Raw genomic sequence first — 25,194 nt, 5'->3', positions numbered from 1 at the left:
GCCCGCCCGGCCACCTGCCTGGCCCGCCCGGCCACCTGCCTGGCCCGCCCGGCCACCCGGCCGCCCGCCCCTGCTTGATCGACTCGGGATCATTGAAGTCGGGGTGTCAGGTCGACTTGGACACCCCGGTTTCGCTGAAGCCGAGTGGATCAGGCCGTCGGCGCCCGCAGATCGGCCCGGCGTCAGCTCAGGAAGGCCAGGAGCTGGCGGGTGGTCTCGTCGGGGGCCTCTTCCGGGATGAAGTGCCCGACCCCGACCGGCTCGCCGCGCACGTCGTCGGCCCACTCCCGCCAGATCGCGAGCGGGTCGTCGTAGAGCTTCGCGACCTGACCACGTTGGCTCCAGAGGAACAGCACCGGGCAGGTGATCTTCCGTTTCCCTCGGTCCGCCTCGTCCTGCTGGTAGTCCAGCGTCGCGGCCGCGCGGAACTCCTCGCAGATCGCGTGGACCGTGGCGGGATCGCTGAACTGCCTGACGTACGCCGCCCGCACCTCGGGCGGGAAGGCGTCCTTCACCTCGGGCCAGGTGTCGAGCATGTAGTCGACGAGCACGGCGGGCGCAGCGTCGATGAACTGCTCGGGCACCGGCGCCGGCGCGGCCAGGAAGGACCAGACCCAGTAGGAGAGGCTGAACGCCTTGTCGGCGCGGTCGTAGACGTCCCCGACCGGCACGACGTCCAGGACGGCCAGCCGGCTGACGGCATCCGGTGCGTCGAGCGCGAGACGGTACGCGCAGCGGGCCCCGCGATCGTGGCCGACGAGGCGGAACTGCTGGTAACCCAGACTCCGCATCACCTCGATCTGGTCATGGGCGATGGCGCGCATGCCGTACGGCTCGTGGTCGGGCGTGCTCGGCGGTGTGCCGCTGTCGCCCCAGCCCCGCAGGTCGGTGGCGACGACTGTGAAGTTCTCGGCGAGACGTGGCGCGACCTGGTGCCACATGAGGTGCGTCTCGGGGATGCCGTGCAGGAGCAGCACCGGCGGCCCGCTGCCGCCCCGGCGTCCGTGGATCGTCGCGCCGGACGTGGCGATGTCGAACTCGTCGAAGCCGTCGAACATGCCCAGAACCCCCGCAGCTTGGGATGCGCCCTGAGCGAACGGCGTGGGACGGCAGGCAGGGCGACCGGTGGCCGGCTGCCGCTCGGGCCGCCTCGACGCTATCAACTGAGACATTCGGCCCGACGCGATTCGGCCGTGCTGCGGCGTCCTCGGCACAGGGCTCTGCCCGAGGGCTTGATCGACACGCGATCCTTGATGTCGGGGCATCCCACGCACTTGGACACCCCGGTTTCACCGAAACGGAGTGGATCAAGCGCCGCGCGGGCCGGCCGCGCCGCGAGGGAAGCGCCGTGCGGGCTGGGCGCGCCGCGAGGGAAGCACCGCGCGGCCCGGCCGCGCCGCGAGGGCGGTGCCGCGCGGGCTGGCTAGGGCTGGGGGACGTGCAGGGCCACCTCGAACTCCAGCAGGCTGGCCCCGCTGGAGACCGGCGGTCGGGGCTTCTCGCCGGGCGCGGTGGCGTGGGCGGCCCGCGACGGGCCGGCGGCCCACGCCTGGTACGCCTCCTCGTTCTCCCATTTCGTGTAGACGAAGTAGCGGGTCTCGCCGGCCACCGGCCGGAGCAGCTCGAAGCCGAGGAAGCCGGGGGAGTTCTCCACCGCGCCGGCCCGGGCGGCGAACCGCTTCTCCAACTCCGCGCCGGCGCCGGGCGGGACCTCGATTGCGTTGATCTTCACGACTGCCATCTGCCCACCCTAGCCACTCAGAACCCCTCGACCGCGGGCACCAGCTCCGCGTCGACCACGATCGGGGCATGGTCGGAGGGGCCCTTGCCCTTGCGGGCCTCCCGGTCCACGTAGGCCGAACCGACCGCGCGGGCGAACGGCGCGGACGCGTACACCAGGTCGATCCTCATGCCCTTGTTCTGGTGGAACATCCCGGCCCGGTAGTCCCAGTAGGTGAAGGGGTGCGGCCCTTTCATCGGGGTCGGCACCACGTCGACGAGGCCCAGGTCGCGCAGTGCCGCGAGGGCCGCCCGCTCGGCCGGCGTGACGTGGGTGGAGTGGGTGAAGACCGCCGGGTCCCAGACGTCGGCGTCGGTCGGGGCGACGTTGAAGTCGCCGCAGACGGCCAGCGGGAGCCCACCGGACAGCTCGGCCTCCAACGCGTCGCGCAGCGCCGCGAACCAGGCCAGCTTGTACGCGTAGTGCGGGTCGTCGGGCGTCCGGCCGTTGGGCACGTACACCGACCAGACCCGTACCCCGTCGCAGGTGGCGGAGATGGCGCGGGCCTCCGGGTCGGGAAAGCCGGGCTCACCGGCGAACCCGACCCGGACGTCGTCCAGCCCGACCCGGGACAGGATGGCGACCCCGTTCCACCGGCCGTCGCTGTGGCTGGCCACGGTGTAGCCCAACGCGCCCACCTCGGTCACCGGGAAGGCGCCGTCCGGGCACTTGGTCTCCTGCAGGCAGACGACGTCCGGCCCGGTGTCGGCCAACCACTGCAACAGCCGGGGGAGTCGGGCCTTCACCGAGTTGACGTTCCAGGTCGCCAGGCGCATGCCTCCAGCCTGCCGCATCCGTCCGGGGTACGCCGGGTCAGCTACCCGGGGTGTCGCCGGGACGGGTCTGTTCGGCCAGGAACCGTTCCAGTTCCGCGCCGAGTTCGTCGGCCGTGGGCAGCGGCCCGGCGTCCGGGGCGAGCAGGCTCTTCTCGCCTCGACCACGGGCGAACGCGTCGTACTGCTCCTCCAGGGCCTGGACCAGGGCGGCGGCGTCCTCGGTCTGGGCGACCTGGCGGTCGATCTCCACCCGGACCACCTCGGCGGCCGAGCGGAGCCCGTCGCCGGGCAGCAGCAGCCCGGTGCTGCGCGACACGGAGGTGAGCAGCACCTCGGCGGCGGCCGGGTATTCGGTCTGCGCCACGTAGTGCGGCACGTGGGCGGCGAAGCCCAACGCGTCGCGGCCCTGCTTGCCGAGGCGGAACTCCAGCAGGTGACCCACGCTGCCGGGCACCTGGACGCGTTGCAGCCAGGGCTCGTATCCGGCGATCAGCTCGGGGCGGGTGGCGTGCGCTGTCACGCCTGTCGGTCGGGTGTGCGGCACCGCCATCGGGATCGAGTTGAGCCCCACGGTGAGCCGGACGTCCAGGCGGGCGGCCAGCCCGGCCACGGCGGCCACGAACCGCTCCCACTGCAGGTCCGGTTCGGGGCCGGTGAGGAGCAGGAACGGGGTTTCGTCGTCGTCGTGCAGCAGGTGCAGCTCCAGCTTGGGCGCGTCGACGCTCTCCCAGTGGTCCTCGACGAAGGTCATCACCGGTCGTCGCGACCGGTAGTCGAAGAGCTGGTCGACGTCGAAGATGGCGATCGGTCGACCCTCCAGCGAGGTGAGGAGCTGCTCGCGCGCCAGCCGGCTGGCGTTGCCGGCGTCCACGAACCCGGTGAGGGCCTGGATGAGGACCGGTTGCCCCAGGTCGGGCAGATCGTCGGTGAGCTGGTAGAGCTCGTGTGGGTCGAGCACCGGTGCGGACCTCCCTGAAATGTGCCTGCGGGGTGCCGTCGCGACGGAGGGCACCCGTTCGGGCAACGTACCCGCCATCCTGGTGCATTCCTGCGCCGGGCGATTCGTCGCCCGGGGGATGAGCGTGACCGGACTATTCGCCTGATTACGCCGCCAGGTGGCTGCTTCCGGCCGTTCGGCCGAGGTCCGGTTCGGTCGAACGGACCAGTTTGTCGATCATGTCAGGTCCGAGGGTCCGATGTCGGGGCCTGTCACCGACCGTGCCGGCCCGCGTGCCCCGCCGGGTTCATCCGGTACGCGAGGAATGTTCCCCGGGCGGGTCGCCCCGGCCAGGTCGTCCACCAGTACCACCCCGATCTGTGGCGATCACCACGTGATCACCGTGCGTGATCGGGGTTTCTCCCTGCCTAGCCTCGGTTGATGCGTGACGACGACACCCTCGACGACCCGTACGCCCCGAGCAGCCCCAGTGCCGAAACGGAGGATGGCACCTCAGCCGAACGGACAACCACCGCGACTCGACTGCGGGCGTACGTCCGGGACCTGACCGGTCGACGCCGGGCCCAGGTGGCGCTGGCCACGGGTGTGGTCTGCTGCCTCGGCCTGACTGTCGTCGCCCAGGTCTGCGACGAGAAGCCCGGCGCGGCGACCCGATCCGGCCCGACCGCCAGCTCGGAGCTGGCGCAGCGCGCCGAGCAGCAGGGCGCCGCCTCCCGGGGTCTCGACCGCGCCGCTGCCCCGGCACCGTCCGCCACGGCGACCCCCGGTGACCCCGACACGTCGGCCCCCGCCCGCAAGGTCGCCCCGGCCCGCCCGACCAGACCGGCGCCCGTCGCCGGGCTGGACGAGGACCAGATGGAGAACGCCGAGGCGATCGTGCGCGCCGGCCGCAAGATGGGGGTGCCCCGACGGGGTCTGGTGATCGCGGTCGCCACCGCCATGCAGGAGAGCAACCTCTACAACGTGGCAAGCGGTGTGCTGCCCGAGTCGCAGGACTACCCGCACCAGGGTGTCGGCTGGGACCACGACTCGGTCGGGTTGTTCCAGCAGCGCTCCAGCAGCGGCTGGGGCCCGGTGGGCCGGCTCATGGACCCCGAGTTCGCCACCCGGCAGTTCCTCGCCGCCCTGGAGCAGGTGCCCGGCTGGGAGCGGATGCGACTCACCGACGCGGCCCAGGCGGTGCAGGTCTCCGCGTACCCCGAGTACTACCAGCAGCACGAGTGGCGGGCCACCCGGGTCGTCGACGCCATCGTGCCGGCGGGGCGGTAATCTACCGGCCACTGTGGACGGTCAGGGTTGAGGCTGTCGCATCCCGGGTACATGTGTTGCGGGTTCGGGGTACACATGACAGAGGGACCATCGACAGGAGGACGCCATGTCACTGATGCAGCGGATCACCACGTTCCTGAGATCGCCGAAGGGGCAGCAGTTGGTCGAGCGCGGTCGTCGAGAGATGTCCAAGCCCGGCAACCAGCAGAAGCTCAAGGGTCTGGCGGCCCGGTTGTCCAACCGCCGCCGCTGACCGCTCCATCGGCCGCCCTGTCCGCCGTTCCCATCCCAGGGGAGACCCGGTGACCGACACCCCACCCGTCGGCGGCCAGCCCGCCGCCCCTACTCCGCAGCCGTCCGTCGATCTGCCCGCCGGGCCGGCGGACGCCCCAGAGGGGCCGCCGGCCCGTCTCTGGGACCGGATGCGCGACGACCCCCAGTACGCCCCGGAGCACCTCGCCCTGGAGGCGGTGCGCCGGCTCGGGCCGGAAGCCGAGCAGTGGGCCGACCGGGCCCGAGCCGAGCAGCCCGGCATATCGTCCGACGCGCTGGCCGACCAGGCGGCGCGCAAGTTCGTCAACCTCGCCCGGCTGTCCGGCGCGGTCTCCGGCGCGGCCGGGCTACCTGGCGCCGTGATCGACGTGGGCGTGCTGGCCTGGACCCAGGCCCGGATGGTGTTGCACATCGCCGCCGCGTACGACGTCGATCCGCTGCACAGCGACCGGGCCACCGACCTGCTGGTGTTGCAGCGCGTGCACAAGGTCGCCGAGAGCGCCAGACTGGCGCTCGGCGTGGCCGCCGGCCGGGAACGCGCGGACGCGCTCTTCGGTCTGGGCGGCCAGCGCCCGCTCGGTCGGGTGATGCTGCAACTCGGCGTCCGGCTGGCCCAGATGGCCGGCGTCCGGGCCGCCAAGCGGATCGTCGCCAAGATCGTCCCAGGCGCGGCAATCGTGCTCGGCACCTGGGCCAACTCGTCGGCCACGAAGGACCTCGCGCAGCGTTCCCGGGCCCTCTACCGCCCGCGGGGCGGCGCCCTGCCGGGGCCCCGCCAACCCTGACCGCCCGTCCGGGACGGTCAGCTGGCCATCCCGGAGGCTCGCCAGGTCACCTCGGCGAGCCGACCCTGGCCGGTGGCGTTGGGGTGGAACCAGTCCAGCGGGTTGAGCAGGTCCAGGGTGAACCGGACCTTGTGCGCCGCGCCGCCGTCGTGGCGACAGCGTGACCCGTACGCCCGGCAGGCCGCGACCAACTCGGCGTTGTACGCGTCGATCCGATCCCGGACGGCGGCCCGGCGCGCCCGGTCGGCGGGCGCTGTCGAGGTCGCCTCGGCCAGCAGGGCCGGGCAGACGCCGCGCCGCCACGCGCGGACCGCCCGTGGCTCGTCGTGCCCGACCTCCCAGAGCCGGTACAGGTCGGGGATGCTCACCACCAGCACCCGGGCCTTCGGCCGGCCGGTCCGCAGCACCTGTAGCCCTCGGTCCACGTCGGCTCGGAACTGCGCCACGGGCGTCATCGCGTCCACCCCGCCCCGGCAGACGTCGTTGGCGCCGATGAGCACCGTGACGTAGTCGGGGCGGTCGCGTACCGCTGCCTGGGCCTGACCGACGAGAGCGTCCGCGCGGGCGCCGGCCCGGGCGTGGTTGTACGTGCGGTCGCGGATCGCCGAATTCTGGTCGAGCAGCCGCCGGTAGTGGCTCTGCACCCGCAGGCCGTCGCCGGTGGACCAGGAGTTGCGCTCGCAGGAGGTGAGCACCAGGCAGGACGCGAAGCCGGTGCTGATCGAGTCGCCGAGGGCGGCGATGCCGCCCGGCCCACTCGACGGCGGACCGCTTCGGGTGGGGCGGGGCGTCGCCGAGGTGCCACCCTCACACGCCAACGCGACGAGCGCGACCAGGCAGGCAAGCGCGGCGACCCACCGTCGAGGCATGACGTCCCCCGTTCCGCAGCGCAGAGCGACAGCGCGGTAACTGTATGCGTAGGACGTGGCTCAGCGGGAAGTTGCTGTCGGGTATGCGGCAGAGTGTCGGCGGCCCGGTCGGTGGGGTGCTTTAATCCCGCCGCGGTGCCGGCTGGCCGTGCAGCCACCCGTGCAGTGCCCGGGTGATCCGGGGCAGCACCAGGTAGGTCATCAACGGGGTCAGGCAGAGCGTCATCAGCAGCACCCGCGCCGCCAACGGCACGGCGGCGAGGAAGTGACTGGTCAGCAGAGTGGCGCTGAGGCTCAGCGGAAAGAACGCCAACCAGATGGTCACCGCCTGCTTCCACCTCGGCGGCGACACCGGTCCGACCGGCTCGACCGGATCAACGGAATGCTCGAGCGGCGGGTCGAACCAGCCCTCGATTCCGGTACGCCGCTCGACCCGGGTGTGCTCGACGATGCCCTGGGCCGAGCTGAGCCACCAGTGCCGCTGCGGCGACTCCTCCCACCGGCGCAGCGTCTCGGCGTCGGCGAAGCGGTAGAGCATGTGCCACTCCGCCGAACCGGGGCCGCTCTGCACCCAGCCGGCGCCGAGGAAACCCGGGAAGGCCTCGGCGAGCGCGGTGCCGGCCCGCATCCACGCCACCATCTCGCTGGCCCGGGTCGGATCGACACGGCGGGCGATGGCGACGGTCACCGGCACGGCGAGGGTCATTGACATGTGCCCATCCTGCGGGCAGCGGGGGCCGCGGCGCGATCGGATGTGCCGGAGCACACCGGCACACCTGCGGCCGGGAGCGCGCGGTACCGGTTAACCCGGCCGATCGGGGGTAGGTCGGGGGGTATGACGAGATCGCAGCCCCGTCGCGCCCGTGGCACGGTGGGTCACGCGAACAGCGCCCTCAACCTCCGGCTCGTTCTCGCCGGCTTCGGGTTGGTGATCATGGTGATCTTCGCGGTGCTGGCGTTCTGGGCCGGAATCGCCTGGCTCGGCGTGGTCTGTGCGCTCTTCGCCGTGGTCGCCGTGATCGACCTGGTCGTGATCCAGCGCCGCCGCGCCGCCCGCCGCCGCGAGGAGCCGGGCGTACGACACTCGTTGTTCGAGTGACAGGAGGACGAGATGCCCCACATCGCCACCACCAACCCCGCCACCGGCCAGGTGCTCAAGACCTACGAGGCGATGTCCACCGAGCAGCTCGACGGTGCCATCGAGCGCACCGACCTCGCGTACCAGCAGCTCCGGACCACCACCGTCGACGAGCGCGCCAGGTGGATGAACGCCGCCGCCGACCTGCTGGACGCCGAGCGCGACGAGATCGCCCGGATCATGACCACCGAGATGGGCAAGACGTACGCCTCCGCGCAGGCCGAGGTGACCAAGTGCGCCACGGCCGCCCGCTTCTACGCCGACAAGGCCCCGGGGTTCCTCGCCGACGAGCCGGCCGACGCCGACGCCGTGAAGGCGACCAGGGCGTTCATCCGCTACCAGCCGATCGGTGTGGTGCTCGCGGTGATGCCGTGGAACTTCCCACTCTGGCAGGTGATGCGCTTCGCCGCGCCGGCGCTGATGGCCGGCAACACCGGCCTGCTCAAGCACGCCTCGAACGTGCCGCAGACCGCGCTGCTGCTGGAGGACGTGTTTCGCCGGGCCGGCTTCCCCGAGGGAGCCTTCACCACCGTCCTGGTCGGCTCGGACGCGGTCGAGGCGATCCTGCGCGACCCCCGGGTCCGCGCCGCCACGCTCACCGGCAGTGAGCCGGCCGGCCGGTCCATCGCCCAGATCGCCGGGCGGGAGCTGAAGAAGACGGTCCTCGAACTCGGCGGCAGCGACCCGTTCGTGGTGATGCCCTCGGCCGACGTCGACCGGGCCGCCGAGGTGGCGACCACCGCCCGCTGTCAGAACAACGGCCAGTCCTGCATCGCCGCGAAGCGGTTCATCGTGCACACCGACGTCTTCGACGCGTTCGCCGAGAAGTTCGCCGCGAACATGGCCGCGCTGCGCGTCGGCGACCCGATGGACCCGAACACCGACGTGGGGCCGCTGGCCAGCGAGCGTGGCCGCGACGAGGTGCACGCCCAGGTCCGCGACGCGGCGGACCGCGGGGCGACGGTGCTCTGCGGCGGCGAGTTGCCGACCGGCGACGGCTGGTTCTACCCGCCGACAGTGGTCACCGACCTCACCCCGCAGATGCGGATGTGGTCCGAGGAGGTCTTCGGCCCGGTCGCCGGGCTGTTCCGGGTGTCGTCCTACGAGGAGGCGATCGAGGTCGCCAACGGCACCAACTTCGGGCTCGGCTCGAACGCCTGGACCCGGGACCCGGCCGAGCAGGAGCGCTTCGCCACCGACCTGGACGCCGGCAACGTCTTCATCAACGGCATGACCACCTCCTATCCGGAGTTGCCGTTCGGCGGCGTGAAGAACTCCGGCTACGGGCGCGAGCTGTCGGCGCTGGGCATGCGGGAGTTCTGCAACACCAAGACGGTCTGGGTGGGCGAGGGCGCCGCCTCGGCCGGAGCCGGCGCGCACGCCGAGTAGGGTCCCGGCGCGGCACGCATCAGCGGGGGCGGGCGTGGGTAGGAAGTGCGCCCATGACGCTGTACGGATTTCACGCCTCGCATGAGCAGATCGGTCCCCGCGCCCTCCTGGAGGCGGTGAGACACGCCGAGCGGGCCGGCTTCGACGCGGCCATGTGCTCCGACCACTTCTCCCCGTGGAGCGCGCGGCAGGGCGAGTCCGGCTTCGCCTGGTCCTGGTTGGGCTCGGCGCTGCAGGCCACCGGCCTGCCGTTCGGCGTCGTCAACGCGCCCGGCCAGCGGTACCACCCGGCGATCATCGCGCAGGCGATCGGCACCCTCGGCACGATGTACCCGGGCCGGTTCTGGGCGGCGCTGGGCACCGGCGAGGCCAGCAACGAGCACATCACCGGCGACCCGTGGCCGCGCAAGGACGTCCGCGCCGCGCGGCTGCGGGAGTGCGTGGACGTGATCCGGGCGCTGCTGGCCGGTGAGGAGGTCAGCCACGACGGCCTGGTCCGGGTGGACCGGGCCCGGCTGTGGACCCGACCCGAGGAACCGCCCGCCCTTGTCGGCGCCGCCGTCAGCGTGGCCACCGCCCGTTGGTGCGCCGAGTGGGCGGACGGTCTGATCACCGTGAACGCGCCAGTGGCGCACCTGCGCGAGATGATCGACGCGTACCGGGACGCCGGTGGGCGCGGTCCGCTGCACCTACAGGTGCACGTCTCCTGGGCACCGGAGCAGGAGCAGGCCGAGGCGCTCGCGTACGACCAGTGGCGCAGCAACGTCTTCGCCCCGCCGGTCTGCTGGGACCTGGAGACGGTCGAGCACTTCGACGTGGTCTCCGCCGACGTGCCGGCGCACCGGGTCGCCGAGGTGGTGAACGTCTCAGCCGACCTGGGCCGGCACGTCGGCTGGCTGGAGGAGTACGCGCAGCTCGGCTTCGACCAGATCGCACTGCACCACGTCGGGCAGGAACAGCACGGCTTCATCGACGCGTTCGGCGCCGAGGTGCTGCCGAAGCTGCGGCCGACCGGCTGATCGAGGAACGGATCGGCGGACCCCTAGGCTCGTACCCCATGGAAAGCCTGTTCCCGGTAGTCGTCTTCCTGGCGATCGCCACCTTCGGTGCTGCGCTGGCCCGCCGGCTCGGCCTGCTCGCGCCGATCGTGCTTGTCGTGCTCGGCCTGGCGCTCTCCTTCGTGCCAGGCGTCCCGCACGTCGAACTCGACCCGGAGCTGGTGCTTGTCGGCATCCTGCCGCCGCTGCTGTACGTCGCGGCGCTGGAAACCTCGGTGCCGGCGTTCAAGAACAACATTCGGCCGATCCTGTTGCTCGCGGTCGGCCTGGTGCTGTTCACCGCGTTCGTGGTCGGGTTCGTGCTGCACCTGCTGTTGCCGCAGGTGCCGTTCGCGATCTGCCTGGCGCTGGGCGCGGTGGTCGCCCCGCCGGACGCGGTGGCCGCCACCGCTGTCGCGCGCCGGGTCGGGCTGCCCCGCCGGGTGGTCACCATCCTGGAGGGGGAGAGCCTGGTCAACGACGCCACCGCGCTGGTGCTGCTGCGGGTCGCCACCATGGCCACCGCCGGCTCGGCGGTCGGCGCCGCCGACGTCACCCTCGAGGTGCTGCGGGCCACCGGCGGCGGCATCCTGATCGGCGCGCTCGGCGCGGTGGTCTTCGGCTTCCTGCACCGGCGGATCACCGACCCCCTGTTGGACAACGCGCTGTCGTTGATCATTCCGTTCGCCGTGGTGTTCGCCGCCGAGGCGGCGCACTCCTCCGGCGTGGTCGCCGTGGTGGTCACCGGGCTGGCGCTCGGCCACAAGCTGTCCCAGTTGCTCTCGGCGGCCTCCCGGTTGCAGACCGCCGCGTTCTGGCGGCTGGTCCGGTTCCTGCTGGAAGGGCTGGTCTTCCTGCTGGTCGGCCTGCAACTGCGGGAGGTGCTGCGTGACCTCGACGAGCCGGCCGGATCGCTTGCGCTGATCACCGCGGCGGTGCTCGCCACGGTCGTCGTGACCCGCTTCGTCTGGCTCTTCCCGGCCACCTACCTGGCCCGGCTGGTTCCCCGGGTCCGCCGCCGGGACTCGGCCCCGTCACCCCGGTTCCCGATCGTCATCGGCTGGGCCGGCATGCGGGGCGTGGTGACGCTTGCCGCCGCGTTGGCCCTGCCGCTGACCCTGGCCGGCGACGAGCCGTACCCCCGGGCCCTGTTCATCTGGCTGGCCTTCGCGGTGATCGTGGTCACCCTGGTCGGCCAGGGTGCCACGCTGCCGGTGGTCGCCCGCCGGTTGAAGCTGCCCCAGGACGACCCGGTGCAGGACGCGTTGTCGGCTGCCGGGGTGCAGCAACAGGCCAGCCGGGCCGCCCAGGAACGCCTCGACGCACTGGCCGACAGTGCCCCCGAGGCGGTGGTGGACCGGTTGCGCCGCGCGCTCGAGGATCGCAACAACCTGGCCTGGGAACGGCTCGGTGGCACCGAGCGGGAGACGCCGTCGCAGGCGTACGGTCGGCTACGACAGAAGATGATCGACGCCGAGCGGGAGGTCTTCCGGGCTGCCCGGGACTCCGGTCGAATCCCCGAGGAGGTGCTGGTGCGGGCCTATCGTGACCTGGACCTGGAAGAGTCGTTGCTGCGAGAGGTTGAGAAGTGAGCTGTCAGCATCTGACCGAGGCCGTTGCCGCCGAGCCCCGCACCCCCGACGAGTGCGCGGACTGCGTCGCCATCGGCGACACCTACTGGGTGCACCTGCGCACCTGCCTGAGCTGCGGGCAGGTCGGCTGCTGTGACTCGTCGCCAAACCAGCACGCGAGCAAGCACTTCGCGTCCACCGGCCACCCGGTGATCCGCTCGGCGCAGCCGGGCGAGGCCTGGCGGTGGTGCTACGTCGACGAGGAGATCGGCTGATCGCTGGCCGGGGACGGCTCGGGGCGGTTGGACAGAGCCCGCCGGGTGAGTGGTGGCACGGCCAGGCCGGCGCCGGCGAGGAGCCCGGCCAGGGCCAGCCAGCCGACCGGGCCGCCGCCGAGGATCAGCCAGGTCAGCAGCGCCGGCCCCGCCGCGCGGGCCAGCCCGGCGAGCAGCGTGTCGACCCCCTGGTAGGCGCCGATGGCGTCCGGGGCGGCGAGGTCGTAGGCCAGTGCCGCCCCGGCCCCGGCGTGCCACAGGTCGCCGACGGTGTAGATCACCGTTGCGCACAGCAGCAGGCCGACCGTCAGGGCGCCGGAGACGAAGCCGGTCGCGGCCCAGAGCACCATCGCGGCCGCGAGCACCAGCCCGGCCCGACGCATCGTCGCCGCCGCCGGCAGCGCGTGCCGGGCGCCACCGCTCAGCCGTACCGCGAGCACCACCGTGAGCAGCGTGTTGACCAGCAGCATGGCGGAGACCAGCACCGGCGGGGCGTCGGTGCGGGTCACCACCCACAGGGGCAGCAGCACTGTCAGCGCCACCCAGTGCAGGGACAGCACGGCCGATGCCCCGGCGACCGCGAGGAACCGTCCATCGCGCAGGGCCCGACGGGGGCCGGGCCGCAGCCGCCGGACCGGCGGATACCCCGGCAGTCGCATGATCAGCGCCGCCGAGACCAGATAGGTGGCGGCGTTGCCGACCACGAGCAGTCGGTACGCCCACCCGGTGTCCGCCACCAGCGCGAACCCGGCCAGCCCCGCACCGAGCGCCACACCCAGGTTGGCCACCGCGCGCAGGGTGGCGAAGGCGTGCACCCGACCCTCCGGCCCGCCGACCGCGGCGACAAGCGCCGCGCGGATCGCCAGGTTGCCGGAGACCAGCAGCGCGTCCAGTGTGGACACCACCAGGAAGACCGGGAACGAGCCGACAAACAGGTACGCGACGGCGACGGCGGCCTGCGCCAGTTGTAGCAGCGCCCGGAGGTTTCGCGGATCACGCCGGTCGGCCAGCCCGCCGAGCGGCACGCTGGCGGTGAGCCCGACCAGGCCGGCGAGCGTGAGCCCCAGCCCGACGTTCGTCGGACTCAGCCCGACGACGCGAGTGAGGTAGAGCACCGAAGCGGTCACCCACAGCCCGGTACCGACGGTGTTGGCGAGCGTGGCCAGCGACAGGGTGCGCAGCCGACCCGGCGGCGGCAGCGGCCACAGAGACCGTAGGCGGCCGCGAATCCCCGCCCGGATGCCCACACACCGACCCTAGGTCCGTGGCGACTTCACCGATGTCCCGAGCGATGCGGCGCCCGTCACAGCCCGGCTACGGCGCATTTGTTGCCCCAGCGCCTCCGACGCGTCGCGTCGCTCGCGCCACGGGTGATCTGACCGAGGTGCCCCCGGCGTGAGACTTCCTCGGGCCGGGAGCGCTCTGCGTCCCGGCCCAAGTTGGCGTCAGTCCTCGTCCGTCGGGCTGGGGCGGTTCTTGGCGATCCACGCTCGGACTGCCTTGCCATCCCAGACGCGGCCCATGCTCAAGGTGGCGAGAGGGTCAGGGAATCCCTTGCGGCCCACGATGATCGTGGCGCGCTGCTTGCTGATCCCTCCAAGCAAGTCGCGGACCTCATCCAGCCCCAGCAATTCCACAATCTGACGGTAGGAGCCCTGGGAGTTGCCCTAGGCGATTCTGGGTCATTCAACCCCTATAGGCGTTGCCCTCGTACAACTGCCTGTGATGCCATGGGTACATGACCCGACGCGTCACTTTTGGGGAGTATCTGACCGCTGTAGCCCTGACCCTGGCCCGCAGGCATAGGCCCGTGTGGTCGTGGGTCAGGTGGCGCAACGTCTGTAAGTGCGGGAACGAGCTGCCATGTCGGGCCAGACACAGGATCCCGATCAACCGGGGTCACTGGCCGGGTGAGAGCTGATGTCCACACACGGGCCGGTCCTGCCGCTCTGGCTGTGCGAGGGGTGCGACCGTCCCTGGCCCTGTGCCAGACGCCGCGCGGAGCTGCTGGCCGAACGGGAGCAGGTGCCGCTGGCGTACTACCTGTGCCTGATCTCTGCCGGACAGGGCATGAAGTGGGCACGCCCGGATGTGCTCCGACGCGGGTTCATCGGTTGGCTGCCATGAGGGCGGGAGACGTCATGTTCATCGGTCCGGACTGCTCGGTGCAGTTCACAGGGGACCGGGCGCTGTTGATGCGGGTGGTGTCCCTCGGCGAGAACGACCCCTACAACGGGTGGGTGTGGATCACGGGGTACGTGCTCGACGCGCGGGGGATGGCCACAGCCAAGCGTGAGCTGTACGTGATCAAGTCCGGGCTGCGTCCCGCCTCGGCACCCGTGGTGATCGGAAAACCGGGGCGTAAGGAGCGCGTCAGTCGGCGCGCACGGGGCCTAACAGGTAGGCGATGATCCGGCACCCCACCAACGCTCAGCGCACACATCCGTCGGTTGGTGGCGCGAGAGGGTCACGTTCGTCGGTGGTAGTGGTTGCGGCGGGGGACCTGGTCGGGGTCGAGCCAGGCGGGTGGGATGAATTCGGGGTGGCCGTCGCCTGCCAACCGCACGGTCCAGTCGGTGTGGTGGAGGTGTCGGTGGTGGTGGCCGCAGAGCAGGACCGCGTTGGCCAGGCTGGTGGTGCCGCCGTCGGCCCAGTGCCGGATGTGGTGGGCGTCGCACCAGCGGGGTGGGCGGTCGCAGCCGGGGAAGGCGCAGCCGCGGTCGCGTAGGACGAGGGCGCGGCGGAGGGGGCCGGTGATGAGTCGGCGTTGTCGGCCGAGGTCGAGTGGTTGGCCGGCGCTGCCGAGGACGGCGGGCAGGATGGCCGCGTCGCAGGCGAGTCGGCGCACCGTGTCGGGGGTGAGGTGCAGGCCGGTGTCCAGGGTGCCTGCGCCGAGTTGCCCCGCGAGAGCGTCGAAGCTGGTGGTGACGACGATCTGGGCGGGATCTCCGCCGTGCTCGGGCAACTCGCCGGTGCGCAGGGCGAGGCGGCACACGTCACTGAGGGCGTCGTGGCGGCGTTGTCCGGGAGAACGCTGGTCATCAGGGCCGGAGGGTGCGCTGAGTGGGTCGATGGCGGCGCGGAGCAGGCCTGCGGTTTCGGTGTCGAGGGTGCCGGTGAGTCGGAGGCGGCCGTCGGTCAGGGTGGAGAGGGTGAGGTGGCGGTCGCGGTTGGTGCGGCGGGCCTCGGCTTCCAGTGCGGCTTGGGTGGCGGCGTCGGCGATGTCGGGGGCGACGTGGTCGAGGATGCGGGTGCCGAGTTTGCGCAGGAGGGTGGGGTCGAACTGCCCGGCCCAGTCGACCAGCACACCGACGGCCTTGTCCGCTGCCTGCGCTCCAGCGGTCGTGTGCACGGCGGCGACGGTGTCGCCGATGACCCGGGCCTGGTCCACTGTGATGTTCCCGTTTGCCAGAGCGGCGCGGATCTCGGGGTTGCCGGTGTCCAGGGCGGCGGCGAGGTCGACGAGCCGGCGGGCGGTGGGAACGGTGAGGCGTAGTCGCTCGCGCAGCCACACCGCCGTCGACGAGGCTCCCCGCGTCACGGCCGTGCCACGACCGTCCAGCTCCCGCACCAGCGACAGCTGCACGGCCGCCAGACGCTGCTCGAGCCGGTACGCGGCGTCGAGTGCCGCGACGAGATCGGACTCCGCAAGAGTCCAGGCCGACGCGTCAACGCACGCGGCCACCGCCGCCTCAGCCTGCGTCAACTCCTCCAACACGAACCAAGACTAGAACAGGTGTACGACAATTTTGCCGTCCAGTGGGGACGGTTGCGGTGTCCGGGGCCGCCCGGCTTGGCGGCGAAAGGCTGCGGTGTCGGAAGGGTCAGCCCAGCGGAGACGGTTGCGGTGCCAGGAGGATCGGTTCAGTGGGGGCGGCCGGGAGGCTCGGCTCAGCGGAGGCGGTTGCTGTGCCCGGGTTGGCTCAGGCGGAAGCGGATGCTGTCCCCGGGCGGCTCGGTGGGGAGCGGCTGCCAGGGCGCGTTTCAGAAGCTCTCTGGGGTTGCGGATGAGTTGGGGCGGCGCTTGGAGTCGAGCCACTCGGCGGTGTTCCAGGAGACGGGAGCGGCGCCGACGGGCGCGAATCTGATGTGTGGGTCGTTGCTCTGTACCAGGCACATGAGGCGACGGCCGAAGAGAGCGGCGCGGCGGGAGTGGTCAGCCATGATGTCGAGCACGAACTGGGCAGCGCGAGGGCAGTGGGCAGCGAAGGTGTCGTAGTCAGTGAAGACCAGAGCGAGGCCGGTTGTGCTCGGTGCCCACCCGTAGTCCTGGCTCACCACGTCACGCATGCAGTCGTTGAGGGCATCGAGGTTGCGTCCGTAGTAGTCCGGGAAGCTGAGCGCTGTGGCGATGTCGCGGTGGAGGTCGTCTTCGGTTGACCAGTGCGACGCATTGATGCGGATCACCTGATAGGCGTGGGCGCGCAACCAGGCGGTCGTCTCGTCCAGAACCTCCGGGCGCCAGAACAAGGTCACCGGCGTGTTGACCAGCAAGCGGAATGCGTGGTCATGGTTGTGGTCCACGTCCGGGTCGAAGGCCGCCATGATCGACGAGGATACTGGTGTGAGCGCCGCAGCGGTACGAGGTGGAGGGCGCTAGGCCGCCGGACGGTGGCAGCGGTGACAGCCCCCGGATCAGCGCGCGGGATCGCGGTCAGGGCATGCCGCCGGAGTCGCTTGCGACGCCACTGGTGGTGGCCTGGTTGTCGTTGCCGCCGTATCCCTTGCCGCGCATGGTGCCCCGGCGCTGGCGGCGCTGGTGGTGCCCGCTCTCCCGAATCGCCTGCCGGGCTCGGCGCATCGCCTCGTCGGCTCCGGCAGGGGCCCGCCGCCGTCGTGCGAAGACCAGCAGCGCGGCGAGCAGCACAGCGAGCAGCAGGACAACTGCCCCGACCAGGATCCACGCTCGTCCATCCATGCTCGCGATGGTAGGTGCGCGGGTCACGTGAGCCGGTGGCCTCCGGGTCTGGGAGGCCACCGGCTCGACGAGCGTCGGTCAGGAGAGCGAGCAGGGTTTGCCGTTGACGGTGACCAGGCCCGGGTTCGGGTTGGCGCCGCCGGAGGTGGTCGCGTTGAAGCCGAACGTCACGGTGCCGCCGGGTGCGATCCTGGCGTTGTGTGACTCGTTGCGTGCGGTCACCGTCGCACCGGACTGGCTGACCTTCGCCAACCACGCCTCGCGTACCCGCTGGTCGCCGGTGAACGCGAAGCGTACGTTCCAGCCGTTGATGGCCGTGGCACCGGTGTTGCGCACGGTCAACTGCGCGGTGAACCCGGTGCCGCCCTGCCAGGTGCCGTAGTTGCTGTAGCCCACCGAGCAGGTGACGGCCGGCACCGCGCCGGCGTCACCCTGGTCGGCCAGGAACGAGGAGATCCAGGCCAGTGCCGAGTTCCAGTTGATCGCCACCTCGTTCGTCGAGTACGAGTTGATGTCGTCGACGTAGCAGAACATCGGCTTGCAACCGGCGAGCAGTTGCGCCACGAACGGGTCCTGCAGGGCCGCGTTCGCGCCACCGGCGAGGGAGCCGGCGGGCGGGCGGGGCAGGTTCGGGTCGAGCTGGTGGCCGAAGATCCGGCTGTGCTGGTTCTGCGCGTTGTGTTCGCCCCAGCCGGTGACGTAGGAGATGTTCAGGGCGTTGCGGCCGAGGATGTAGTCCATCGCCTGCACGGCGCCGTCGCGGTAGGCGGCGTTGCGGGTCAGGTCGAAGGCGGTGGCCAGGACGATGGCGTTGTTGATGATGCTGCTGTTGCCGCCCCAGAAGTAGCTGTTGGCGTCACCGGGCATCGGCAGCCCGTACGCCTGCCGGCGCAGCTCGGCGAGGTACGCGTCGGCAGCGGTGGTGACCGAGGCGCGGACCCGGGTGAGGTCGGCGGTGGGCAGCCCGTTCGGCACGGTGGCGAGGTCGAGGCGGCCCAGCGCCGCGGTGCTCTGCCAGCCGAAGCCGCGCGGGTCGAACACGTCACCGGTGTGGTGCGGCGACGCGGTCAGGTCGGTCAGGTAGGTCTGCGCTCCGGTGGTGAGGTACAGCTCGGCCGCCGCCCAGTAGAACTCGTCGGTGACGTTGCTGTCGTCGTACGCGCCGCCGCCGGTGCCGTCGGTCGGGCTGGCGTACACCGCGGGGTGGGCCTTGGCCGCGGCGTAGGCCGTCTTCGCGGAAGTGCCGCAGCGGGTCGCGAACGCCGCGTCGTAGGGGGCGAAGAGCCGCGCGCACTGGGCGGCGGTGGCGGCCAGGTTGAGGGTGGCCGCGGTCGACGGCGGGTGCAGCTCACGCGGCTGCGGGTCGTCCTGCGGGGCGAGCGGCAGCCCGGTCCAGTTCTGGTCGTGGATCTTGTGGTGGACCATGCCAGCGAGGGGCTTGCCGGCCGGTACCTGCATGCGCAGCAGGAATTCCAGCTCCCAGCGGGCCTCGTCGAGGATGTCCGGCACACCGTTGTCGCGTTCGGGCACCCGCAGGGTGCCGTCGGCGAGTTCGGCGCCGCCGTCGGCGGTGGCCGCGGTCTTGGTGCGCTCGAAGGTGTTCAACAGTTGGTAGGTGGCGATGCCGCCGTTGACCACGTACTTGCCGTGGTCACCGGCGTCGTACCAGCCGCCGCGCACGTCTAGCGAGTAGTCGCAGACGCCCGGCTGGCAGGGCACGTTGGTGTCGCCCTTGTTGGGTGCCACGTCGAGGTGCCCGGCGGGGCGGGCGTACTCGTCGCCGATCAGGTCCCCGTCGATGGCGATGCCGCTGCGCTGGGCGTAGAAGAACTGCAGCGAGTCGGAGCGCAGTTGGTCGTAGAGGGCGCCGGAGATGTCGAACGGGTGACTGGTCTCGCCGTCGACGGTGAGCGTCAGCCCGGTGCCGGGGGTGCGGTAGCTGGAGAAGTCGACAGTCTGCACGTTCTGCCCGGAGGCGGCGTCGACGCCGCGTGCGGTGGTGGTGCCACTGGCCACGACGGCACCGGCGCCGCTGCGCAGTTGCCAGGGCAGCGGGCTGGTGGACTCGGTGACGACTGTGGCGTTCTTCGGCCCGCCGGGCAGGTAGCCGACCTGGTTGACGCGCACCCGCGGCCCGGTGTCCGGCTCGTACGGCTCGGGCGGTTCGCCGCCGCGCAGCGAGACGTCGTCGAGGCAGATGGTCTGCGTCTGGGCGGAGCCGCCGACCTGGAAGATCAGTTGGGCGTTGGGGTTGTCGTCCGGGACGGTGAAGGTCTGCTCGACCCGCTGGGCGGTGCCGGTCGCGGTGGCGTCCACTGCCGCGTACGTGGTGTACGGGGCGCTGCCGAGTTGCAGCACGGCCTTGACGGCGGCGCCGGGGGTCGCGGAGACGGCGAAGCCGAGGGTGTATTCGGCGCCCGCGATCAGCGGCACCCCGTCCTGGCCGATGCCGGCGTCCCAGGGGTTGGCCAGCCCGCCCGCGACAGTGGTGCAGAGCCGTCCGTCGGTGACCGCGAGGGGGCCGGTGCCGAAGGAGAACCAGGGGCTCACCCCGGCGCTGAAGTCGCCGTTGTCGATCTGCTCGGGGGCATCCGGTGGCGGCGCGGCGTAAGCCGCGCCGGCGCCCGCGCCGGTGAGGGCCAGGGTGGTCGCCGCAGCCAACAGGAGGCGGCGTCGGGATCTCGTCACGAGGAGTCCTTCCGGACGGGTGGGGGACGGTGGTGGCAGCCGAAACCTGGGAGCGCTCCCAGGTATCGGCTCGATGTTTCCAGCGGCGGCATCCCGTGTCAATTGATCTGACTGGATGGGTTCTGGCCGGCGACGAGGGCGAGCGCCGCGGCCGGCACGGCTCGGGAGACCGGCCTGCGGACGTGAGATTGGCCGCGCCACGCGCCGTCGTCCTGATCTCCTAGAGACAACTGCGCCCTTCGCCTGGCAGGCTGCCTCCCATGACCCTGAAGCTGCGTTCCGTGGGAACGAGCGACCGTGGGCTGATCCGCAGCGGAAACCAGGACGCCCTGCACGCCGGGAACTGGCTCGTCGCCGTCGCCGACGGCATGGGCGGGATGGCCGCCGGCGACCTGGCCAGCGCCCTCACCATCGACGCGGTGGCCCCGCTGGACGTGGAGACCCCAGAGGACGCCCTGGTGGCCGCGCTCGAAGGTGGCATCGCGCTGGCCACCTCCCGGATCCGGCAGGCGGTTGCCGAGGATCCCGAGCGCCAGGGCATGGGCACCACACTGACCGCCCTGCTCTTCGCCCGGACCGGTAGCTGCCTGGCCCTCGCGCACGTCGGCGACTCCCGGGCCTACCTGTTCCGCGAGGGCGTGCTCAAGCAGGTCACCCGGGACGACACGTTCGTCCAGATGTTGGTGGACCAGGGCGTGATCACCGCGGACCAGGCCAGCAGCCATCCGCGCCGCGCCGTCGTCACCCAGGCCCTGCAGGGGGACGAGGTCAGCCCGTCGTACTCGACGATGGTGCCCCGGGCCGGCGACCGCTGGCTGCTGTGCAGCGACGGCCTCTCCAACGTCGTCCGCCCGGACACCCTCACGGAGGTGCTCCGGGACTATCCCGACCGGACCGCCTGCACGGGCAAGCTGATCGATCTGGCCCTGCACGCCGGCGCACCGGACAACGTGACAGTCGTGGTGGCCGACGTCCTGGAGGAGTAGGGCCGGCGCTCAGCGTCGACGTGGCGCGGCGCGGCGGGTGGGGGTCGCCGTTCGCGGATCCTCCGGCCACGGGTGCCGGGGATAGCGCCCGCGCAACTCGGCGCGCACCTGCGGATAGCCGGTACGCCAGAACGACTCCAGGTCGGCGGTGACCGCCACCGGCCGGCCCGCGGGGGAGAGCAGGTGCAGCAGCACCGGCGTGCGCCCGGCAGCGACACGGGGCGCCGCCGACCAGCCGAACGTCTCCTGAAGCTTCACGGCGAGCACCGGTGCGGCCGGGTCGGTGTAGTCCACCCGTACCCGAGAACCACTCGGCACCTCGATCCGCTCCGGGGCGAGCTCGTCCAGACGGGCGGCCTGCGCCCAGGGCAGCAGCCGGCGCAGCGCCGACGTCACGTCCACCCGTGCCAGGTCGGACCGACGCCGAGCCGCGGCCAACTCGGGGCCCAGCCAGGTCGTCGCGGCGTCGAGCAACGCCTCGTCGCTGACCTCCGGCCACGGGGCGCCCAGGTGGTGCCTGAGGAACCCGAGGCGCTCCCGCAGCGCCCGCGCGGCCGGCGTCCAGGTCAGCAGCCCCAGCCCCTCCTGGCGAAGACCGGTCAGCACGGCCGCCGCCACCTCGGCCCGCTCCGGCCGGTCCAGCCGCCGCTGGAGCAGCTCGATCGCGCCCAGTCGGGTGACCTCCCGGGCCACCACGTCGCCGTCGGACCAGCCGACCTCGCGACTCGTCCGCAGCAGCGGGGCGCCCGCCTCCCGGGCCGTCGCCTCGTCCACCGGCGAGGCCCGACGGATCCGGGCCGACGGCGCGCCGGGGGTGCGGTCCGCGACGGCCACCGCCAGCCAGTCGGACCCGGCCAGCCCCGACCCGGCCATCAGCTCCGCGGCGGTCCCGCCGGTCATCAGGTACGCGGATCCGCCCGGCCGCCGCACCCGGGCCAACCGCTCCGGGTACGCCAGACCGACGAGCAGCCCGGCAGCCAGATCGTCGCTCAGCCCACCCGGAGCCGGGGCGGTGCGGCCGTCGGCCGGGGAGCCTGCGGGCAACGCCGCGCGCAGCCGGCGTACCTCGGTGCGCCAGCGGGCGGTCGCGCCCGCGTCGACGCCGGCGCGCAGCCGACGCCAGCCGGCGACCAGGTCGTCACCGGGGCCGGCCGCGCTCTCCTCGGCGAGCAGGGCGACCACCTCGGCCGCCCGGTCGGCGCCGACCCGACCGGCGCCGTCGAGCAGCGCCCGGGCCAGCCGTGGGTGCGCCCCGGCGGCGGCGATCACCCGCCCCCGCGAGGTGATCCGACCGTCGGCGTCGACCGCGCCCAGGGTTCGCAGGGTGTCCCGGGCCACCGTCAGCGCGGCAGCCGGTGGCGCGTCGGGCAGCGCCAGCCCGACGCCGTCCGGCCGGCCCCAGGCGGCCAGCTCCAGTGCGAAGCCGGTCAGATCGGCGGTGGCGATCTCCGGCTCGGCTCGGGCGGGCAACCGTTCGTGGGTCGCCGCGGACCAGCAACGGTAGACGTACCCGGGGGCCTCCCGGCCGGCCCGGCCGGCCCGCTGGGTGGCGGCGGCCCGGGAGACCGGCACTGTGACAAGCGCGCCCAGCCCACGGGCGAGGTCGATGCGGGGCACCCGGGACAGCCCGGCGTCGACCACCACCCGTACGCCCGGCACGGTCAGGCTGGTCTCGGCCAGCGCGGTGGACAGCACGACCCGGCGTCGATCAGCGGGGCGCAGGGCGGCGTCCTGTTCGGTGCCCCGCTGCCGACCGTGCAGCGGCAGCAGCGCGACGGTGTCCCGCAGGTCGGCCAGTCGGCCGCTGACCGCCGCGATCTCGCCCGCGCCGGGCAGGAAGACAAGCACGTCACCGGCACGTTCGCGCAGCGCCCGCCGGACGGTGGCGGCCACGTGGTCGAGCAGGGCCCGGTCCACCGGCCCGGCTCCGGACGCGACGATCGGGCGCGCCGGCGGTGCCCAGATCCGCTCCACCGGGTGCAGCGCCGAGTCGGCTCGTACCACGGGTGCCGGGGCGGACCCGCCGAGCAGCGCGGCGAAGCGGTCGGTGTCCGGGGTCGCGGACATCGCCAGCAGCCACAGATCCGGCCGGAGCGCGGCCCGCGCCTCCACCGTGAAGGCAAGCGCCAGGTCGGCGTCGAGTTGCCGCTCGTGGCACTCGTCGAGCAGCACCGCGCCCGTACCGGGCAGCTCCGGGTCGTGGTGCAGCCGGCGGACCAGCAGACCGGTGGTGACCACCTCCACCCGCGTCGCGGGGCTGACCCGACGTTCGCCGCGCACCGCGTAGCCGACCCGGTCGCCGACCCGCTCACCGAGCAACTCGGCCATCCGTCGGGCGGCGGCGCGCGCGGCCACCCGACGGGGTTGCGCGATCACCACCCGACCGCTCACCCGGTCGGCAACGGCCAGCGGAGCGAGGGTGGTCTTGCCGGTGCCCGGCGGGGCGACCAGGACGCCGGCCCCGGCCGCCTCGAGTGCCGCGACAAGCGCCGGCAGGACCGGGCGTACCGGCAGGTCCAGGGTTACGTCGGAGAGCACGGCCCAGTCTCGCACCGGCGCGGGTGCCTCAGGGGCGGCGGACCTCGCCGACGCCGAGCACGAAGGCCCGCCAGGCCACCGGGTCGAAGGCGAGCGAGGGGCCGGAGCGGTCCTTGCTGTCCCGGACGGCGACCTGCCCATCGGCTGTCGCGACCTCCACGCAGTTACCGTTGCCGCTGCTGCGCGTGCTGGTGCGCCAGTCCGCCCGGGTCAGGTCGTGCGCCGTCATCCGTGGTACCTCTCGTCTGCGTCGGCGTGCCGCAGAAGCGGTCACGCAAAGTAACGAGAAGCCTGCTCCAGGCGGATCAACGATGCCGCCGGATCGAGCGCCATCCGGCACAGCTCCTCGTGGAGAAGGCTATACCGCAGCACCTGGTCGACATCCTCCAGCGCCAGCCCCATCGATAGGTTATCCAGGTAAACCACGGACGCGTCGGCGGTGTCGGCGAAGTTGAGGAGCACGTACGGGGTACTCATCGCGGGATGCCCGCCGGCCGCGAATGGAAGTACCTGAATTGTTACTCTGGGTGATTGCGCGATCCGACTCATGTGGGTCAGTTGTTCGGCCATCACGGCGGCGCCGCCGACTGGCCGCAGCAGCACCGCCTCGTTGAGCACCACCGACAGGTGGACCGGATCGTCGCGGCGCAGCACCTCCTGCCGATGCAGGCGGGCGGCGACCTTGCGCTCCAGGCCGTCCTCGCCGGCGGTGCGCCGGTAGATCTCCCGGGCGTACGCCTCGGTCTGTAACAGTCCGGGCACCGACTCGGCCTCGTACGTGCGCAGCGCCGCGGCCTCCGCCTCCAACCCGACGTAGAACTCGAACCACTCGGGCAGCACGTCGCTGTAGCTCTGCCACCATCCGCGTTGCTGCGCCCCTCGGGCGATCTCGATGAGCGCCTCGGCGTCCGCGCCGGTCACCTGGTACAGCGCGAGGGCCGCCCGGACGTCGCGGGGCTTGATGCCGATCAGCGCGTTCTCGATCCGGGAGAGGTTGCTCTTCGACATGTCGAGCTGGCGGGCGGCCACATCGAGGGTCATGCCCGCGCGTTCCCGTAGCTGGCGAAGCTCCCTGGCGATGCGGCGACGGCGCACGGTGGGGCTGGCGGCGGGTCGGCTGGCGGGGGTGACGGTCACCGTCCGAGTCTGCCACGCCAAGATCCGCAGGTGGCGCCAGCACGGAGTGCAACTGTCAAATCTGGGAGTTGCGTTGCAGTAGCGGTCGGTGCATCCTTTCCCGGTTGCGATCACTGTGGACACACTTGTGCGGGAGGGCCGTTGCTCATCGCCGACGAGTTCTTTCTGGTCGCCCACAACGACAGTCGCGGCAAGCCGAAACTGCACGCGGCGGCGACCGGGCTCGGACTGGCCGGCGGGCTGCTCGGCGAGCTGCTCATCTACGGACACATCCACATCTCGGCCGGACGGGTCACCGTCATCGACAGGCGTCCGCCCGCTGACGCGCTGGCGCACACCGTGCTCGACCAGCTCATCGGCGAGTCCCAGCACCAGGAACTGCGTACCTGGCTCAGTTTCCTGGCGCAGAGCGCCACGACCTCGGTGGGGGAGCGGCTGGCCCGCGCCGGGGTGCTGCGCCGCCAGGAGAGCCGCCGGCTGCTGCGTACCTCGGTCAACTACCTGCCGATCGACCTGAACGCGGTGGCCTGGCCGGCCACCCGGCTGCGGGCTCTGCTGGACCGGCCGGACCCGCCGAGCGTGCCGGACGCCCTGCTGCTCGGCCTGGTCGTGGCCGCGGGGCTGACCCGCGAGGTGCTGTGGAGCGCCGGCCCCCGCGCGCACCACCGGCTGAACGTCCTCATCCCCGCTCTGCCGGCCCCCCTGAAGGAACTCGTCGGGCACACCGAAGCCGCCGTCGGCGCCGCCGTGCTGCGCGGCATCCCCTGACCCCCGGTAACCCCCCAACCCCTCCCCTCGACGACCGGA

27 protein-coding genes are annotated in these 25,194 nt (G+C 72.3%); 12 read left to right on the top strand and 15 right to left on the bottom strand.

Annotation, left to right across the window (positions count from 1 at the left end):
* Positions 1 to 182 precede the first annotated feature (182 nt).
* The 4 genes from AB0F61_RS03505 to AB0F61_RS03490 form a co-directional block, all read right to left on the bottom strand.
* Positions 183 to 1,058, bottom strand: a complete 876-nt coding sequence (locus AB0F61_RS03505) for an alpha/beta hydrolase (protein ID WP_357802889.1) — start codon at positions 1,056 to 1,058, stop codon at positions 183 to 185.
* A 365-nt stretch (positions 1,059 to 1,423) separates the two neighbouring features.
* Positions 1,424 to 1,741, bottom strand: a complete 318-nt coding sequence (locus AB0F61_RS03500) for an antibiotic biosynthesis monooxygenase (RefSeq protein WP_357802887.1) — start codon at positions 1,739 to 1,741, stop codon at positions 1,424 to 1,426.
* Between the two features lie 17 nt (positions 1,742 to 1,758).
* On the bottom strand, positions 1,759 to 2,556 hold the full coding sequence (locus AB0F61_RS03495) for an exodeoxyribonuclease III (protein WP_357802886.1): 798 nt from the start codon (positions 2,554 to 2,556) through the stop codon (positions 1,759 to 1,761).
* Between the two features lie 37 nt (positions 2,557 to 2,593).
* Positions 2,594 to 3,514 (bottom strand): PAC2 family protein, encoded by a 921-nt coding sequence (locus AB0F61_RS03490; protein ID WP_357802884.1) that lies wholly within the window; start codon positions 3,512 to 3,514, stop codon positions 2,594 to 2,596.
* A 420-nt stretch (positions 3,515 to 3,934) separates the two neighbouring features.
* Here AB0F61_RS03490 and AB0F61_RS03485 point away from each other — a divergent pair, with 420 nt between their 5' ends.
* The 3 genes from AB0F61_RS03485 to AB0F61_RS03475 all read left to right on the top strand — a co-directional run bounded on the left by AB0F61_RS03485 (position 3,935) and on the right by AB0F61_RS03475 (position 5,841).
* The gene (locus tag AB0F61_RS03485; protein ID WP_357802883.1) at positions 3,935 to 4,783 is read left to right on the top strand and encodes a peptidase M23; all 849 of its coding nucleotides are present in this window, start codon (positions 3,935 to 3,937) and stop codon (positions 4,781 to 4,783) included.
* 106 nt (positions 4,784 to 4,889) lie between these two features.
* On the top strand, positions 4,890 to 5,036 hold the full coding sequence (locus AB0F61_RS03480; protein ID WP_357802881.1) for a hypothetical protein: 147 nt from the start codon (positions 4,890 to 4,892) through the stop codon (positions 5,034 to 5,036).
* 49 nt (positions 5,037 to 5,085) lie between these two features.
* Entirely contained in the window at positions 5,086 to 5,841 is a 756-nt protein-coding gene (locus AB0F61_RS03475) for an EcsC family protein (protein WP_357802880.1), read from the top strand.
* Between the two features lie 17 nt (positions 5,842 to 5,858).
* Here AB0F61_RS03475 and AB0F61_RS03470 read toward each other — a convergent pair whose 3' ends face one another.
* Both AB0F61_RS03470 and AB0F61_RS03465 read right to left on the bottom strand, forming a co-directional pair.
* Entirely contained in the window at positions 5,859 to 6,710 is an 852-nt protein-coding gene (locus tag AB0F61_RS03470) for a GDSL-type esterase/lipase family protein (RefSeq protein ID WP_357802878.1), read from the bottom strand.
* Between the two features lie 121 nt (positions 6,711 to 6,831).
* Complete coding sequence (locus AB0F61_RS03465) at positions 6,832 to 7,422, bottom strand: antibiotic biosynthesis monooxygenase (protein WP_357802877.1); 591 nt, start codon at positions 7,420 to 7,422, stop codon at positions 6,832 to 6,834.
* A 123-nt stretch (positions 7,423 to 7,545) separates the two neighbouring features.
* On the opposite strand from AB0F61_RS03465, the gene AB0F61_RS03460 reads away from it, so the two are divergent.
* Genes AB0F61_RS03460 through AB0F61_RS03440 form a run of 5 tightly spaced genes read left to right on the top strand, consistent with a single transcriptional unit; the run spans position 7,546 to position 12,120 of the window.
* Complete coding sequence (locus tag AB0F61_RS03460; RefSeq protein ID WP_357802876.1) at positions 7,546 to 7,809, top strand: DUF6343 family protein; 264 nt, start codon at positions 7,546 to 7,548, stop codon at positions 7,807 to 7,809.
* Between the two features lie 12 nt (positions 7,810 to 7,821).
* The gene (locus AB0F61_RS03455; protein ID WP_357802874.1) at positions 7,822 to 9,237 is read left to right on the top strand and encodes an NADP-dependent succinic semialdehyde dehydrogenase; all 1,416 of its coding nucleotides are present in this window, start codon (positions 7,822 to 7,824) and stop codon (positions 9,235 to 9,237) included.
* A gap of 53 nt (positions 9,238 to 9,290) precedes the next feature.
* A complete protein-coding gene (locus AB0F61_RS03450) occupies positions 9,291 to 10,256 on the top strand; it encodes a TIGR03885 family FMN-dependent LLM class oxidoreductase (RefSeq protein WP_357802872.1) in 966 nt (321 codons plus the stop codon).
* Positions 10,257 to 10,294: 38 nt separating this feature from the next.
* Positions 10,295 to 11,866, top strand: coding sequence for a Na+/H+ antiporter (locus tag AB0F61_RS03445; RefSeq protein WP_357802870.1), 1,572 nt, complete (start codon positions 10,295 to 10,297; stop codon positions 11,864 to 11,866).
* Entirely contained in the window at positions 11,863 to 12,120 is a 258-nt protein-coding gene (locus AB0F61_RS03440; protein ID WP_357802868.1) for a UBP-type zinc finger domain-containing protein, read from the top strand. The genes AB0F61_RS03445 and AB0F61_RS03440 overlap by 4 nt, the downstream gene beginning before the upstream one ends.
* On the opposite strand, the gene AB0F61_RS03435 is transcribed toward AB0F61_RS03440, so the two are convergent.
* Both AB0F61_RS03435 and AB0F61_RS03430 read right to left on the bottom strand, forming a co-directional pair.
* Positions 12,096 to 13,367 (bottom strand): MFS transporter, encoded by a 1,272-nt coding sequence (locus AB0F61_RS03435; RefSeq protein WP_357802866.1) that lies wholly within the window; start codon positions 13,365 to 13,367, stop codon positions 12,096 to 12,098. The genes AB0F61_RS03440 and AB0F61_RS03435 overlap by 25 nt on opposite strands.
* A 198-nt stretch (positions 13,368 to 13,565) precedes the next feature.
* Positions 13,566 to 13,757, bottom strand: a complete 192-nt coding sequence (locus tag AB0F61_RS03430; RefSeq protein ID WP_357802864.1) for a hypothetical protein — start codon at positions 13,755 to 13,757, stop codon at positions 13,566 to 13,568.
* A 283-nt stretch (positions 13,758 to 14,040) separates the two neighbouring features.
* Here AB0F61_RS03430 and AB0F61_RS03425 point away from each other — a divergent pair, with 283 nt between their 5' ends.
* A complete protein-coding gene (locus AB0F61_RS03425; RefSeq protein ID WP_357802862.1) occupies positions 14,041 to 14,247 on the top strand; it encodes a hypothetical protein in 207 nt (68 codons plus the stop codon).
* Positions 14,248 to 14,261: 14 nt separating this feature from the next.
* Complete coding sequence (locus AB0F61_RS03420; RefSeq protein ID WP_357802860.1) at positions 14,262 to 14,531, top strand: hypothetical protein; 270 nt, start codon at positions 14,262 to 14,264, stop codon at positions 14,529 to 14,531.
* A 56-nt stretch (positions 14,532 to 14,587) separates the two neighbouring features.
* Here AB0F61_RS03420 and AB0F61_RS03415 read toward each other — a convergent pair whose 3' ends face one another.
* The 4 genes from AB0F61_RS03415 to AB0F61_RS03400 all read right to left on the bottom strand — a co-directional run bounded on the left by AB0F61_RS03415 (position 14,588) and on the right by AB0F61_RS03400 (position 19,726).
* Entirely contained in the window at positions 14,588 to 15,838 is a 1,251-nt protein-coding gene (locus AB0F61_RS03415) for a DUF222 domain-containing protein (RefSeq protein ID WP_357802858.1), read from the bottom strand.
* A 266-nt stretch (positions 15,839 to 16,104) separates the two neighbouring features.
* Positions 16,105 to 16,665, bottom strand: coding sequence for a barstar family protein (locus AB0F61_RS03410; protein WP_357802856.1), 561 nt, complete (start codon positions 16,663 to 16,665; stop codon positions 16,105 to 16,107).
* A 109-nt stretch (positions 16,666 to 16,774) separates the two neighbouring features.
* Positions 16,775 to 17,038, bottom strand: coding sequence for a hypothetical protein (locus tag AB0F61_RS03405; protein ID WP_357802854.1), 264 nt, complete (start codon positions 17,036 to 17,038; stop codon positions 16,775 to 16,777).
* A 78-nt stretch (positions 17,039 to 17,116) separates the two neighbouring features.
* Positions 17,117 to 19,726 carry a glycoside hydrolase family 9 protein gene (locus AB0F61_RS03400; RefSeq protein WP_357802852.1) on the bottom strand — a complete coding sequence of 870 codons (2,610 nt, stop codon included), beginning with the start codon at positions 19,724 to 19,726 and terminating at the stop codon, positions 17,117 to 17,119.
* A 260-nt stretch (positions 19,727 to 19,986) separates the two neighbouring features.
* Between AB0F61_RS03400 and AB0F61_RS03395 the strand changes: the two genes are divergently transcribed.
* Positions 19,987 to 20,712: a protein phosphatase 2C domain-containing protein gene (locus tag AB0F61_RS03395; protein ID WP_357802850.1), complete on the top strand. Its 726-nt coding sequence runs from the start codon at positions 19,987 to 19,989 to the stop codon at positions 20,710 to 20,712.
* A 9-nt stretch (positions 20,713 to 20,721) separates the two neighbouring features.
* On the opposite strand, the gene hrpB is transcribed toward AB0F61_RS03395, so the two are convergent.
* From hrpB to AB0F61_RS03380, 3 genes are read right to left on the bottom strand one after another with little or no spacing between them, the layout of a single operon-like run.
* Positions 20,722 to 23,250 carry an ATP-dependent helicase HrpB gene (hrpB, locus tag AB0F61_RS03390; protein WP_357802849.1) on the bottom strand — a complete coding sequence of 843 codons (2,529 nt, stop codon included), beginning with the start codon at positions 23,248 to 23,250 and terminating at the stop codon, positions 20,722 to 20,724.
* A gap of 28 nt (positions 23,251 to 23,278) precedes the next feature.
* Positions 23,279 to 23,479 (bottom strand): DUF397 domain-containing protein, encoded by a 201-nt coding sequence (locus AB0F61_RS03385; protein ID WP_357802847.1) that lies wholly within the window; start codon positions 23,477 to 23,479, stop codon positions 23,279 to 23,281.
* 41 nt (positions 23,480 to 23,520) lie between these two features.
* Positions 23,521 to 24,345 (bottom strand): helix-turn-helix transcriptional regulator, encoded by an 825-nt coding sequence (locus AB0F61_RS03380; RefSeq protein ID WP_357803218.1) that lies wholly within the window; start codon positions 24,343 to 24,345, stop codon positions 23,521 to 23,523.
* 183 nt (positions 24,346 to 24,528) lie between these two features.
* Here AB0F61_RS03380 and AB0F61_RS03375 point away from each other — a divergent pair, with 183 nt between their 5' ends.
* The gene (locus AB0F61_RS03375) at positions 24,529 to 25,155 is read left to right on the top strand and encodes a GPP34 family phosphoprotein (protein ID WP_357802845.1); all 627 of its coding nucleotides are present in this window, start codon (positions 24,529 to 24,531) and stop codon (positions 25,153 to 25,155) included.
* Positions 25,156 to 25,194 lie beyond the last annotated feature (39 nt).

The sequence above is a fragment of the Micromonospora sp. NPDC023888 genome (assembly GCF_040639415.1).
GTDB lineage: Bacteria > Actinomycetota > Actinomycetes > Mycobacteriales > Micromonosporaceae > Micromonospora.
This window is presented reverse-complemented; position numbering and strand designations above follow the sequence as displayed.

Bases quoted from the DNA above. Each gene is read 5' to 3' on its own strand.
- AB0F61_RS03395 (WP_357802850.1), top strand. From the start codon at position 19,987: ATGACCCTGAAGCTGCGTTCCGTGGGAACGAGCGACCGTGGGCTGATC.
- AB0F61_RS03505 (WP_357802889.1), bottom strand. From the start codon at position 1,058: ATGTTCGACGGCTTCGACGAGTTCGACATCGCCACGTCCGGCGCGACG.
- AB0F61_RS03500 (WP_357802887.1), bottom strand. From the start codon at position 1,741: ATGGCAGTCGTGAAGATCAACGCAATCGAGGTCCCGCCCGGCGCCGGC.
- AB0F61_RS03450 (WP_357802872.1), top strand. From the start codon at position 9,291: ATGACGCTGTACGGATTTCACGCCTCGCATGAGCAGATCGGTCCCCGC.
- AB0F61_RS03480 (WP_357802881.1), top strand. From the start codon at position 4,890: ATGTCACTGATGCAGCGGATCACCACGTTCCTGAGATCGCCGAAGGGG.
- AB0F61_RS03420 (WP_357802860.1), top strand. From the start codon at position 14,262: ATGTTCATCGGTCCGGACTGCTCGGTGCAGTTCACAGGGGACCGGGCG.
- AB0F61_RS03410 (WP_357802856.1), bottom strand. From the start codon at position 16,665: ATGGCGGCCTTCGACCCGGACGTGGACCACAACCATGACCACGCATTC.
- AB0F61_RS03425 (WP_357802862.1), top strand. From the start codon at position 14,041: ATGTCCACACACGGGCCGGTCCTGCCGCTCTGGCTGTGCGAGGGGTGC.
- AB0F61_RS03495 (WP_357802886.1), bottom strand. From the start codon at position 2,556: ATGCGCCTGGCGACCTGGAACGTCAACTCGGTGAAGGCCCGACTCCCC.
- AB0F61_RS03470 (WP_357802878.1), bottom strand. From the start codon at position 6,710: ATGCCTCGACGGTGGGTCGCCGCGCTTGCCTGCCTGGTCGCGCTCGTC.
- AB0F61_RS03405 (WP_357802854.1), bottom strand. From the start codon at position 17,038: ATGGATGGACGAGCGTGGATCCTGGTCGGGGCAGTTGTCCTGCTGCTC.
- AB0F61_RS03460 (WP_357802876.1), top strand. From the start codon at position 7,546: ATGACGAGATCGCAGCCCCGTCGCGCCCGTGGCACGGTGGGTCACGCG.
- AB0F61_RS03455 (WP_357802874.1), top strand. From the start codon at position 7,822: ATGCCCCACATCGCCACCACCAACCCCGCCACCGGCCAGGTGCTCAAG.
- AB0F61_RS03445 (WP_357802870.1), top strand. From the start codon at position 10,295: ATGGAAAGCCTGTTCCCGGTAGTCGTCTTCCTGGCGATCGCCACCTTC.
- AB0F61_RS03485 (WP_357802883.1), top strand. From the start codon at position 3,935: ATGCGTGACGACGACACCCTCGACGACCCGTACGCCCCGAGCAGCCCC.
- AB0F61_RS03385 (WP_357802847.1), bottom strand. From the start codon at position 23,479: ATGACGGCGCACGACCTGACCCGGGCGGACTGGCGCACCAGCACGCGC.
- AB0F61_RS03465 (WP_357802877.1), bottom strand. From the start codon at position 7,422: ATGTCAATGACCCTCGCCGTGCCGGTGACCGTCGCCATCGCCCGCCGT.